Annotated in this window: 13 protein-coding genes and 1 pseudogene; 5 read left to right on the top strand and 9 right to left on the bottom strand. The window is 69.3% G+C overall.

The window, feature by feature from the left end:
* Window positions 1–345 (top strand): annotated as a pseudogene (locus FE811_RS27530) (hypothetical protein); the annotation flags it as partial.
* Window positions 346–401: 56 nt separating this feature from the next.
* On the opposite strand, the gene FE811_RS17040 reads toward FE811_RS27530, so the two are convergent.
* The 5 genes from FE811_RS17040 to argH all read right to left on the bottom strand — a co-directional run bounded on the left by FE811_RS17040 (window position 402) and on the right by argH (window position 6,100).
* On the bottom strand, window positions 402–2,915 hold the full coding sequence (locus FE811_RS17040; RefSeq protein WP_116222567.1) for a DUF4175 domain-containing protein: 2,514 nt from the start codon (window positions 2,913–2,915) through the stop codon (window positions 402–404).
* Window positions 2,916–3,005: 90 nt separating this feature from the next.
* Window positions 3,006–4,271, bottom strand: coding sequence for a diaminopimelate decarboxylase (lysA, locus tag FE811_RS17045; RefSeq protein WP_116222566.1), 1,266 nt, complete (start codon window positions 4,269–4,271; stop codon window positions 3,006–3,008).
* On the bottom strand, window positions 4,271–4,546 hold the full coding sequence (locus tag FE811_RS17050; protein ID WP_036758391.1) for a DUF2834 domain-containing protein: 276 nt from the start codon (window positions 4,544–4,546) through the stop codon (window positions 4,271–4,273). The genes lysA and FE811_RS17050 overlap by 1 nt, the downstream gene beginning before the upstream one ends.
* Window positions 4,527–4,694 (bottom strand): hypothetical protein, encoded by a 168-nt coding sequence (locus FE811_RS27535; RefSeq protein ID WP_166435577.1) that lies wholly within the window; start codon window positions 4,692–4,694, stop codon window positions 4,527–4,529. Before FE811_RS27535 ends, FE811_RS17050 begins: the two co-directional genes overlap by 20 nt.
* Window positions 4,691–6,100: an argininosuccinate lyase gene (gene argH / locus FE811_RS17055; RefSeq protein ID WP_116222565.1), complete on the bottom strand. Its 1,410-nt coding sequence runs from the start codon at window positions 6,098–6,100 to the stop codon at window positions 4,691–4,693. The genes FE811_RS27535 and argH overlap by 4 nt, the downstream gene beginning before the upstream one ends.
* Before the next feature lie 22 nt (window positions 6,101–6,122).
* Between argH and FE811_RS17060 the strand changes: the two genes are divergently transcribed.
* A complete protein-coding gene (locus FE811_RS17060) occupies window positions 6,123–6,677 on the top strand; it encodes a TlpA disulfide reductase family protein (RefSeq protein WP_116222564.1) in 555 nt (184 codons plus the stop codon).
* On the opposite strand, the gene FE811_RS17065 is transcribed toward FE811_RS17060, so the two are convergent.
* Window positions 6,655–7,239 carry a DNA-3-methyladenine glycosylase I gene (locus FE811_RS17065; RefSeq protein ID WP_036758380.1) on the bottom strand — a complete coding sequence of 195 codons (585 nt, stop codon included), beginning with the start codon at window positions 7,237–7,239 and terminating at the stop codon, window positions 6,655–6,657. The two genes, FE811_RS17060 and FE811_RS17065, sit on opposite strands and share 23 nt — an antisense overlap.
* A gap of 92 nt (window positions 7,240–7,331) precedes the next feature.
* Between FE811_RS17065 and FE811_RS17070 the strand changes: the two genes are divergently transcribed.
* From FE811_RS17070 to FE811_RS17080, 3 genes are all read left to right on the top strand, one after another.
* Entirely contained in the window at window positions 7,332–8,159 is an 828-nt protein-coding gene (locus tag FE811_RS17070) for an EAL domain-containing protein (RefSeq protein ID WP_072461906.1), read from the top strand.
* Window positions 8,160–8,448: 289 nt separating this feature from the next.
* A complete protein-coding gene (locus tag FE811_RS17075) occupies window positions 8,449–9,624 on the top strand; it encodes an acetyl-CoA C-acetyltransferase (RefSeq protein ID WP_036758375.1) in 1,176 nt (391 codons plus the stop codon).
* An 86-nt stretch (window positions 9,625–9,710) separates the two neighbouring features.
* Window positions 9,711–10,436, top strand: a complete 726-nt coding sequence (locus FE811_RS17080) for a beta-ketoacyl-ACP reductase (protein ID WP_114536322.1) — start codon at window positions 9,711–9,713, stop codon at window positions 10,434–10,436.
* A gap of 99 nt (window positions 10,437–10,535) precedes the next feature.
* On the opposite strand, the gene FE811_RS17085 is transcribed toward FE811_RS17080, so the two are convergent.
* The 3 genes from FE811_RS17085 to FE811_RS17095 are packed head-to-tail and all read right to left on the bottom strand — an operon-like array spanning window position 10,536 to window position 11,722.
* Window positions 10,536–10,700, bottom strand: a complete 165-nt coding sequence (locus FE811_RS17085; RefSeq protein WP_072461905.1) for a YdcH family protein — start codon at window positions 10,698–10,700, stop codon at window positions 10,536–10,538.
* Window positions 10,701–10,758: 58 nt separating this feature from the next.
* Entirely contained in the window at window positions 10,759–11,517 is a 759-nt protein-coding gene (locus tag FE811_RS17090; protein WP_116222563.1) for a tRNA1(Val) (adenine(37)-N6)-methyltransferase, read from the bottom strand.
* Complete coding sequence (locus FE811_RS17095; RefSeq protein WP_024845043.1) at window positions 11,510–11,722, bottom strand: DUF2007 domain-containing protein; 213 nt, start codon at window positions 11,720–11,722, stop codon at window positions 11,510–11,512. Before FE811_RS17095 ends, FE811_RS17090 begins: the two co-directional genes overlap by 8 nt.
* Window positions 11,723–11,756 lie beyond the last annotated feature (34 nt).

Raw genomic sequence — 11,756 nt, forward strand, 5'->3', positions numbered from 1 at the left:
CTGCCCGACCCGGCCCCCGAGGCGGGGGAAGCGCCCCCGGCCATCGCGCCGCTGATCCGTCCCGCCCTGCCGGAAACCCCGGCCGCGGCCAACCCGGCCGAGCCCGCCGCAACCCCCGCCCCGCGCGAGGCGCCGGTTCCCGCCCTGGTGCCGGTGCGCCGACAGCGTAGCGGCGGCTACGGCATGGGCTTCGGCCTTGCCGCGATGCTGGCGCTGGGGGCGGTGATCCTCTATGCGCTGGCGCCGCAGATCCCAGCCGAGGAAGGCGGCGGCTGGCTCGCCGACTGGCGCCAGCAGGTCGACCAGGGCCGGCTCTGGCTCCACGACCGCATCCTGGGCCGATAGGGGGCCTCGCCGCGCAATCCGAACGGCGCGCCGCCAGGGCCGGCGGCCCCCCTTTTTCAGAAATTCTCCAGCAGCCGCCCCAGATAGTCGCGCTCGTCGCGCGGCCGCTCGCGCTCGCCGCTGCGCCGGCGGATCTCGTCCTGCAATTCGCGGGCCTTGCGCGAGGGATCGCCGCCCTCGGCCAGGGGATCGCCCGAGGTGATCGAACCGCCGTCGCCCGACAGCGCCCGGCCCAAGGGATCGGTCTGCGGCTGGCGATCATAGGGCTGCGCCAGCCCGCGCTGCCCGCGCGGATCGCCCGAGGGGCCCTCGGGGCCGTCCTGCTGCCCGCCCTGCTGCGGCTGGCCGTCCTGGCCCTGCTGCTGGTCCTGCGCCATCATGTCGCCCAGCGCCCGCATCCCCTCGCGCATGGACTGGATCGCCTGGGCCTGGCGCTCCATCGCGCCGGCGGCATCGCCCTCGCGCAGCGCCTGCTCGGCATCCTCCATGGCGCGGCCGGCCTCGTCCAGCTGGCGCCGCGCCTCCTCGCCCTGCGGGGTGCCGCGGCCGGGCAGCAAGCCGCGCTGCCGGCCCAGATCCTCGCGCAACTCGCGCTGGCGGTCGGCAAGCTGCTGGCCCTGCTGGTCGCCCTGGCCCTCCTGCCCCTCCTCGCCCGGCTGCCATTGGCCGAACCGGTCCTGCATCTGGCGCATGGCCTCGTCGGCCAGCTTCTGCTGGTCGCGCAGGGTCTCGGCCAGCCGGTTCATCGGCCGCTGGCGGCCGCCCTCGCCGCCCTCGGATTGCGTCACCCGCATGTTCTGCATCATGCGGTTGAACTGCTCCAGCAATTCCTGTGCCTCGGCCATGCGGCCCTCGTTCATCAGGCGCTGGATCTCGTCCATCATCTGCTGGATCTGGTCGCCGGTGATCTGCTGGCGGTTCTGGGGCGAGCGGTCGAAACGCTCGGCCGGATCCTGCCCCTGCTGCTGGGCCAGCATGTCGAGGTAATCGTCGGTGGCCTGCTTCAGCTCGTCCATCAGGCGCTGGATCTCGTCGGGGCTGGCGCCGTTGCGGATCGCCTCGGACAGCCGTTCCTGCGCCTGCTGCATGCGCTCCAGCGCATCGGCCAGCCCGCCATCCTCCAGCGCGACGGCCGCATCCCACAGCAGCTGCGCCAGCTTGTTGCGCGCCACCTCGCCCAGGTTGCCGGATTCCAGCGTGCCGACGGCACCGCGCAGGCCGTGATACAGCTCCTCCTCCATGAAGCCCTCGGGCTGCCAGCTCGCCGCACGCAGGATCTGGGCGCTGCGGGCGGCATTGTCGCGCGACCACAGCAGGTCGCGCCGCACCTCGATCAGCGCCGCCGCCAGCGGGTCGAAGAAGCGCCGCCCCGGCAGCACCATGCGCATCGGGGCCGAGACGCCCTGCTGCTCGATCCCGTCCTCGACCTTCAGCGAAACCGTCACCGGCAGGTTGGCCCAGGGATGGCGCGCCAGATCGCCCACCAGCCGGCCGCGGATCTGCTTGCGGCTGCCGGTCGCGGGCAGGGGCAGTTCCAGCTCCACCGCCTCGCGCGGTTCGGGATCGAGGGCCAGGCCAAAGCGGCGGTCCACCGCATCCAGGTCCAGCGCGATGACCGCATGGCCCGCCGCGATGCCATTGTCGTCGCTGGCGGTGAATTCCTGCATCAGCCTTCCGTCGGCGCGCCGCTCGGGCGCCTTGCCGGGCGCCACCACCGGCACCGCATCCGGCAGCACGGTCACGTCGAAGCGCCGCCCGGCGACCTCGATCGCCCCGTCGCGCTCGGCCATGAACTCGGGCGCCGCGGGATCGCCGCCCGGAACCGCCGCGCCGATGTCCTGCGCTATTTCGGCGCCTTCGCCGTAAAGCCGGAAGCTCAGCTTCGAACCCTTGGGCAACTCCAACCCCTGCCCCTCGGGCAGGGCGTTCAGGTAAAGCGTCGGGCGCCGGGTATAGGCGGGGGGCGCGGCCCAGCCCTCCCATGACGGCCCGGCCTCGGCGCCGGGACGCGCCTCGGGCAGGGGCCGGAAGGTCGCGCCCAGGGTGGCAAGGCCCTGCCCCAGCTGCCCCGCCGGCGCAAAGACCAGCGCCATGACCAGCGCCACCATGCCGGCCAGCCGCAAGGCGACCGGATCGCGCCAGCGCAGCCGCGCATCGGGCGCAACCGGACGCGCGGCAGAGGCCACCTGCTCCATCCGCGCCAGATGCGCGCGCCACAGCGCATCCGCGCCGCCGTCCCCGGCTCCCAGGACCAGACGGTCGCGCAGCGCCGAAAGGGGCCGCCCCGGCAGGGTCAGGTCGACCCGCAGCCGCGCCGCCGCGGCCGAGGGCCGCCGGAACCGCCGCACCCCCCAGCCGAAGGCCAGCACCGCGACCAGGGCCACCAGGCCCATCAGCCAGATCAGCGCCCGCGAGGAAAAAAGATCGGTCGCGCCAAAGGCCAGCGCCGCCAGCACCAGCGCCAGAACCACGCCCAGAGGCCAGAAGGCGGCGGCCAGCGCCTCCCACCACATGCCGGCGCGGGTCAGCCCGACCGCCCAGCGGATCCGGCGCGGCTCAGCGGGATCCATGGCCCCGCCCCCTCGTTCTTCCGTGGACAAATATCCCACGGGGGTCCGGGGGTGTGAAACCCCCGGCGACCACGCAGCAGGAAGCGATACCTAAAGCCATTCCGGGATGGTATCGCGTCCCAGCATTTCCTCAAGCGTCGGTCGCGCCCGAATGACGGCGAATTGATCGCCGCTGACCAGAACCTCGGGCACCAGCGGCCGGGAATTGTATTCCGAGGCCATCACCGCGCCATAGGCCCCGGCCGAGCGCAGCGCCACCAGGTCGCCCGGACCCAGCACCGGCAGATCGACCGCCTTCTGGAAGGTGTCGCCGGTCTCGCAGACCGGGCCGACCACGTCATGGGGCGCGACCTCGGCCCCCGGCGCGGGTTCGCGCACCGGCACGATGTCGTGATGCGCCGAGTACATCGCCGGCCGGATCAGGTCGTTCATCGCCGCATCGAGGATCAGGAAATCCCGCCCCTCGCCCTGTTTCAGATAGATCACCGAGGACAGCAGGATGCCGGCATTGCCGGCAATGTTGCGTCCCGGCTCGATCTCGATCTCGCAGCCCAGGTCGCCCACGGCATCGCGGATCACCTGGCCGTATTCGATCGGCAAGGGCGGCGCATTGTTGTCGCGCCGGTAGGGAATGCCCAGGCCGCCGCCCATGTCGAGCCGGGTGATCGCATGCCCGTCGGCGCGCAGGGCGCGGGTCAGCTCGGCCATCTTGGCATAGGCCAGCCGATAGGGCTCCAGGTCGGTCAGCTGGCTGCCGATATGCATGTCGATGCCGACCACCTTGATGCCGGGCAGCCGCGCGGCATGGGCATAGACCCCGCGCGCGCGCGCGATGGGGATGCCGAACTTGTTCTCGGACTTGCCGGTGGCGATCTTCTCATGCGTCCTTGCATCGACGTCGGGGTTCACCCGCACGGCGACCGGCGCCTCGACCCCCATCGCGGCGGCCACGCGCGACAGCAGTTCCAGTTCCGGCTCGGATTCGACGTTGAACTGGCGGATGCCGCCTTCCAGCGCCATGCGCATCTCGGGCTCGGTCTTGCCGACGCCGGAGAACACGATCCGCTCGCCCGGCACGCCCGCCGCCTTCGCCCGCGCGTATTCGCCACCCGAGACGATGTCCATGCCCGCGCCCAGGTCGCCCAGAAGCTTCAGCACGGCGATGTTCGAATTGGCCTTGACCGCAAAGCAGACCAGGTGATCGGTCCAATCCAGCGCCTGCTGAAACAGCCTGAAATGCCGGGTCAGCGTGGCGGTGGAATAGACATAGACCGGGGTGCCGACCTCGGCCGCGATGCGGGCCAGCGGCACCTCCTCGGCATGAAGCCAGCCGTCGACATAGTTGAAGTGATCCATCAGGTGATCCTGCGAGAGCGGATGAACAGATAAAGCGGCAGCGCAAAGCCGATCCCCAGCGCCAGCGCCGGCAGCGTCAGCAGCGCCGCCCAGTTGCGGCGCAGCATGGTCTCGACCAGGCACCATAGCGCCAGCGTGGCCTGCGCCAGCAGCTCGGACCCGCCGGCGCCCTGCCACAGCGCCTCGCCCCGCCACAGCGCCACGGCCAGGCCGGCCAGCGCAAGCGCCGCCCAGGCCAGCCGCAGGGGCGTCAGCTCAGAGCTGCTTGATGACACCGAAACGCGCCTCGCCGCTGATATGCACGCCGGGTTCGCGGATGGCTTCACGGGCAGGCTCGGGGCGGGTCGGCGCACCATCGACCCCACAGGCGGCCAGGGTGGCCAGGATCAGCGCGAAGGCGGCCAAAAGCAGGTGCTGCGTCATGCGGATTTCTCCTCCAGTTTCTGTTTCCAACGGGCGATCTGGGCGCGGACCTGCTGGGGCGCGGTGCCGCCATAGGACATGCGCGAGGCGACCGAGTTATGCACGCCCAGCACGTTATAGACATCCGCGGTGATCGCCGGATGGACCGATTGCATCTGCGCCAGAGTCAACTCCGGCAGGTCGATCCCGGCCTTCTCGGCCAGGGCGACCAGCGCGCCGGTGACGTGATGGGCGTCGCGGAAGGGCAGCCCGGCCTCGCGCACCAGCCAGTCGGCCAGGTCGGTCGCGGTCGAAAACCCCGAGCCCGCCGCCGCCTCCAGCCGCTCGCGGTTGGCCGTCAGGTCCGACAGCATGCCCGCCATCGCGGCCAGCGCCAGCATGAGGTTGTCGGCGGCGTCGAAGACCTGCTCCTTGTCCTCCTGCATGTCCTTGGAATAGGCGAGCGGCAGGCCCTTCATCACCACGAACAGCGCCACCGCCGCACCCAGGATGCGGCCGATCTTGGCCCGGATCAGCTCGGCCGCGTCGGGGTTCTTCTTCTGTGGCATGATCGACGAGCCGGTCGAGAAGCGGTCCGACATGGTGACGAAGCGGAACTGGGCCGAGGACCAGATCACCAGCTCCTCGGCCAGCCGCGACAGGTGGACGGCGCAGATCGCGGCCGAGGACAGGAACTCCAGCGCGAAATCGCGGTCGCTGACCGCATCGAGGCTGTTGGCCATCGGCCGGTCGAAGCCCAGCGCGCGCGCCGTCGCCTCGCGGTCGATGGGAAAGCCGGTGCCGGCCAGGGCGGCGGCGCCCAGGGGCGATTCGTTCATGCGCTTGCGCGCGTCCCGGAAACGCGACAGGTCGCGGCCGAACATCTCGACATAGGCCATCATGTGATGGCCCCAGGTCACCGGCTGCGCGGTCTGCAGATGGGTAAAGCCCGGCATGACCCAATCCGCGCCGCGCTCGGCCTGCGACAGGGCGACGCGGATCAGCGCGTCGAGGCCGGCGATGGCCGCGTCGCATTGGTCGCGCACCCACAGCCGGAAGTCGGTCGCCACCTGGTCGTTGCGGCTTCGCGCCGTGTGCAGCCGCCCCGCCGGCTCGCCGACGATCTCCTTGAGCCGCGATTCCACGTTCATGTGGATGTCTTCCAGCGCGGTGGAAAAGGGAAACTCGCCCGCCTCGATCTCTGACAAGACCGTGAGCAGCCCTTCCCCGATCGCCTCGGCATCGCTAGTGCTGATGATGCCTTGTGCCGCAAGCATCGCGGCATGGGCGCGGCTGCCCCGGATGTCCTGGGCATAAAGCCGCCGGTCGAAGCCGATCGAGGCGTTGATCGCCTCCATGATCGCGTCCGGGCCTGCGGCGAAACGTCCGCCCCACATCTGGTTGGCGGTGGTGGGCTGCTCGGTCATGACTTGTCCTTCGGGGGGTGGAATGCGTTGGCTGGTTCTTTATACGGCGCTGCTGATCGGTGCAAATGCGGGTTTCGGCCCGGCATTTTCCGGCGAAATCGACTGGCAGGCCGCGCATGACGGCGGGCTGGCCAAGCTGGCGCCGACCGATCCGACCCCGGTGCCCGCCACGACCTTCACCGACCCCGAGGGCGGCACCCACAGCCTGGCCGACTGGCGGGGCAAGGTGGTGCTGCTGAATTTCTGGGCGACCTGGTGCGCCCCCTGCCGCGAGGAAATGCCCTCGCTCGACGCCCTGCAGGCCGAGATGGGCGGCGCGGATTTCGAGGTGCTGGCCATCGCCGCCGGCCACAACCCGCCACCCGCGGTCAGGAAATTCCTGGACGAGGAAGGCATCGCCCATCTGCCGGTGCATCTGGACCCGCGCCAGCAGCTGGCGCGCGAGATGGGGGTGATGGGCATGCCGGTGACGGTGCTGATCGACCGCGACGGCAACGAGATCGCGCGGCTGATCGGCGGCGCCGACTGGTCCTCGGAGGCGGCGAAGGAACTGGTCAGGCAGGCGACAGCGCCCTGACGCGGGCATGGGCCGGGCAATGGGTCACGTGGTCGTTGACCAGCCCGCAGGCCTGCATGAAGGCATAGGTGATCACCGGTCCGCAAAAGTTGAAGCCGCGCTTTTTCAACGCCTTGGCCATGGCTTCGGATTGCGGCGTCCTGGCGGGAACCTGGCTCAGGGCAGTGAAGCGGTTCTGGATCGGCCGGCCGCCGACGAAGGACCAGATGAAGGGCGAAAACCCCTGCGATCCCTCGATCTCCAGAAACAGCCGCGCGCCCTTGACGGCCGCCTCGATCTTGCCGCGATGGCGGATGATGCCGGGGTTTTGCAGGGCCTGCCCCACCTCGGCCTCGCCCCAGGCGGCGACGCGCTCGGGGTCGAAGCCCTCGAAGGTCTCGCGAAAGGCCTCGCGCTTGCGCAGGATGGTGATCCAGCTCAGCCCGGCCTGGAAACCGTCCAGCACCAGCTTTTCCCAAAGCGCGCGCGAATCATATTCCGGCACGCCCCATTCATGGTCGTGATAGGCGACGTAAAGCGGGTCGGAGCCGCACCAGGCGCAGCGTTCGGTCAGGTCGGGCAAGGATCCGTTAACCTCGAGTCGAGAATGCGGCTCCAGTTTACGCGATCTTAGGACATGATCGCCAGAGTGCCGTCGATGACAGGAGTCTTGGCATGACCGACAATATCGATTCGCGACTGGAAATGGGCTCTCCGCTGGATTTCGCCGTGGACCGGCAGTCGCGGGTGACAATGGCGACGGTGCGGCGCGCAGTATCGCGCGGCGACGCCGTCCTGGCCTATCAGCCGGTGGTGCAGGCGGATCGCACCGACCACGCGGCCTTCCACGAAGGGCTGATCCGAATCATCGACGAAACCGGGCGCATCGTGCCGCTGCGCGACTTCCTGCCGCTGGCCGAGACGACGGAACTGGGGCGGCAGATCGACTGCCTGGCGCTGTCGCTGGGGCTGAAATCCCTGGCCGAGGAGCCCTCGCTGAGACTTTCGATCAACATGTCGGCGCGTTCCATCGGCTATCCGGCCTGGCTGCGCACGCTGCACGAAGGCATCGCCGGGGATGTCAGCATCGCCGAGCGGCTGATCCTGGAAATCACCGAAAGCTCGGCCATGGGCATGCCCGAACTGGTCGAGCAATTCATGCAGGAGTTGCAGGCCCAGGGCGTCAGCTTCGCGCTGGACGATTTCGGCGCCGGCTATACCTCGTTCCGCTACCTGCGCGATTTCTGCTTCGACATGGTCAAGATCGACGGGCAGTTCGTCCGCGACATCGCCATGCAGCGCGACAACCAGGTGCTGACGCGGGCGCTGCAATCCATTGCCCGGCATTTCGACATGTTCACCGTCGCGGAATCGGTCGAGACGGCCGAGGACGCCGCCTTCCTGATCGACATGGGCATCGACTGCCTGCAGGGCTATTATTTCGGCGCCCCGACCATCGTGCCGCCCTGGAAATCGCCCAACACAGCCGCCCGGCGCAGCTAAACCCGATTCACCCGGCAGTAGAAACGCCCTGGCCCCCGCGACAACCGTTCCCGCGGCCCCGCCGGCGGGGGTGGGGATTTCCCGACCGATCGGCCGGCCTGCGCGGATCGGCAGGCGGGCTTGCCGGCGCCGCCGCGTGGCCCGCCTGGGCGGACGGGCGCTCAGCCGCCGCGGCGACGGGGCCTGTCGGGGGCGACGCAGCCGCAAGTCCGCTTGACCTCGGGTAACGAAACGGCAAACAGTCTTCCTGTCACCGATATTATCGGCCTATCTGGGAAGGAGCCCCGTCATGACCAAAGCCGTAATCGTTTCAGCCGCCCGCACCCCCGTCGGCAGCTTTCTGGGGTCCTTTGCGAACCTGCCGGCGCATGAGCTTGGCGCCATCGTCCTGAAGGCGGTCGTCGAACGCGCCGGGGTCGATCCTTCCGAAGTGTCCGAAACCATCCTGGGCCAGGTGCTGACCGCCGCCCAGGGCCAGAACCCCGCCCGCCAGGCGCATATCAAGGCCGGCTTCCCGCAGGAATCGGCGGCCTGGGTCATCAACCAGGTCTGCGGCTCGGGCCTGCGCACGGTGGCGCTGGCGGCGCAGCAGGTGCTGCTGGGCGACGCCCGGATCGTCGTGGCCGGCGGCCAGGAATCCATGTCGCTGGCGCCCCATGCCGCCTATATCCGCGCCGGGCAGAAGATGGGCGACATGAAGATGCTCGACACCATGATCAAGGACGGGCTCTGGGACGCCTTCCACGACTACCACATGGGCACTACCGCCGAGAACGTCGCCGCGAAATGGGAGATCGCGCGGGCCGAGCAGGACCAGTTCGCCGTCGCCTCGCAGAACAAGGCCGAGGCCGCGCAGAAGGCCGGCAAGTTCGCCGACGAGATCGTGCCCGTGACCATCAAGTCCCGCAAGGGCGAGACCGTGGTCGATGCCGACGAATACATCCGCCACGGCGCCACGCTGGACGCGATGGAAAAGCTGCGCCCCGCCTTCAGCAAGGAGGGCAGCGTGACCGCCGCCAATGCCTCGGGGCTGAACGACGGCGCCGCCGCCGTGCTGGTCATGACCGAGGACGAGGCGGCGCGGCGCGGGCTGACGCCGCTGGCGCGCATCGCCTCCTACGCGACCGCCGGGGTGGACCCGCAGATCATGGGCACCGGCCCGATCCCCGCCAGCCGCAAGGCGCTGGAAAAGGCCGGCTGGTCGGTCGGCGACCTGGACCTGGTCGAGGCGAACGAGGCCTTTGCCGCCCAGGCCATCGCCGTGAACCGCGACATGGGCTGGGATCCCTCGATCGTGAACGTGAACGGCGGCGCCATCGCCATCGGCCACCCCATCGGCGCCTCGGGCTGCCGCATCCTGAACACGCTGCTGTTCGAAATGCAGCGCCGCGACGCGAAAAAGGGCCTGGCCACGCTGTGCATCGGCGGCGGCATGGGCGTCGCCCTGTGCCTCGAGCGTCCCTGAGCCGAAAAGGCGCGCGCAACTATCTTGCGCGCGCCACGCCAGTTCGGTAACACAATTTCACGACCATTTTCAAAGGGGGACGAAAAATGGCAAAAGTGGCCCTTGTGACCGGCGGGTCGCGCGGCATCGGCGCGGCGATCTCGAAGGCGTTGAAGGAGGCCGGCTATACGGTCGCGGCGAATTACGCCGGCAATGACGATGCCGCCCGCGCCTTTACCGAAGAAACCGGCATCAAGACCTACAAATGGTCGGTGGCGGATTACGACGCCTGCGCGGCGGGCATCAAGCAGGTCGAGGAAGAGCTTGGCCCCATCGCCGTGCTGGTCAACAATGCCGGCATCACCCGCGACTCGATGTTCCACAAGATGACGCCGCAGCAGTGGAAAGAGGTCATCGACACCAACCTGACGGGCCTGTTCAACATGACCCATCCGGTCTGGTCGGGCATGCGCGACCGCAAATACGGCCGCATCGTCAACATCAGCTCGATCAACGGCCAGAAGGGCCAGGCCGGCCAGGCGAACTATTCGGCGGCCAAGGCGGGCGACCTGGGCTTTACCAAGGCGCTGGCCCAGGAAGGCGCGCGCGCCGGCATCACCGTGAACGCGATCTGCCCCGGCTATATCGGCACCGAGATGGTCCGCGCCATCGACGAGAAGGTGCTGAACGAGCGCATCATCCCCCAGATCCCGGTCGGCCGCCTGGGCGAGCCCGAAGAGATCGCGCGCTGCGTGGTCTTCCTGGCCTCGGAGGATGCCGGCTTCATCACCGGCTCGACCATCAGCGCGAACGGCGGCCAGTTCTTCGTCTGAGCCGCCCCCCCGACAGGCAACGGCCCGCGAGATGTCGCGGGCCGTTTCTCATTCCATGGTCGTGGCCTTCGGGCGGGCCAGGCCCGCCCGTGCCGCAGGTCAATGCGACAGGCGCGTGATCTCTTCCTTGAGGCGAAGTTTTTCCTTCTTCATCCGGGCGATGGTGAGGTCATCCGTGCCGGGGCTGCGATGCGCGGCCTCGATGGCGTTCGAAAGTGACTGATGTTTGCGGCGAAGCTCCTGCACATGGGATTCAACCGACATTCCGTCCTCCTCTTGGATTGATCGAACCAAGGGATTGCAGCATAGAATCGTCACATTGTCACCGGAAATTCGGCCCGCCGAGCGAAAGTGCCGCACCCTCGCGCAAAACCGCCTGCGCGGCCTTTGTCAGATCCTCTTCGTCGCCGGAATGTGACGGTTTTGCATGCATGACAAAGGGCGACAGCAGGCGCAGCGGCGCGCGCGCGCCCTTGCGGGCGCAGGCGATGACGCGCCCCGCCTCGCGCCCCTCGCGCGCCGCGACTGGCAGGATCGTGATCGCCCCGGCCAGGGGTGAAAGCGCAGCCAGGATCTCGGCCAGCCGGGCGGCGCGCTGGATCAGCGTCAGCCAGCCGCCGGGCCGCAGGCGGCGCAGCCCGGCCTCGATCCACAGCGGCAGGGGCGTCGCCTCGTGCCGGGCGCGACCGCGGCCGGCATCGGGCGCCGGCGGACCGCCGGTGAAATAGGGCGGGTTGGCGATCACATGGTCGAAGCTTTGGCCGCGCAGGGCGGTGGGCATCCGGGCCAGGTCGCCCTCATGCAGCTCGGCCGGGATGGCATTGGCTGCGGCATTGCGTCGCGCCAGCTCGGCATAGGCTGGCTGCAGTTCCAGCCCGGCCAGCCGCAGGCCCGGCACCCGCACGCCCAGGCAGAGCATCGCTACCCCCGCCCCGCAGCCCAGTTCCAGCACGCTGTCGCCCGGCCGCGCCGGGCAAGCCGCCGCCAGCATCACCGCATCCGCCCCGGCGCGATAGCCGCGCGCGGGCTGGGCGATGCGCAGCCGGCCGCCGAGGAACCCGTCCTCGCGCAGCTCAGTCATGATGGATGCGATTGTCCCGCAGGATGGCGCGCGCCATGAACAGGTCGCGGTCCGCCACCATCAGCCGCCGCGGCAAGATGCCCAGCGAGCCCTCCAGCACGCTCATGTGCTGGTCCAGCGGAAAGGCATGGATCCCCTCGGCCGCCAGCAGGTCGGCGGCGCGGGTGATGAGAAGCGGGTCGGTGGTGCGCAGAAGCTCTTTCATGACATGGGAAAGTTACGCGGCTGTTGCGCATGTG

The sequence above is a fragment of the Paracoccus sp. FO-3 genome, from assembly GCF_006386455.1.
Taxonomy (GTDB): domain Bacteria; phylum Pseudomonadota; class Alphaproteobacteria; order Rhodobacterales; family Rhodobacteraceae; genus Paracoccus; species Paracoccus versutus.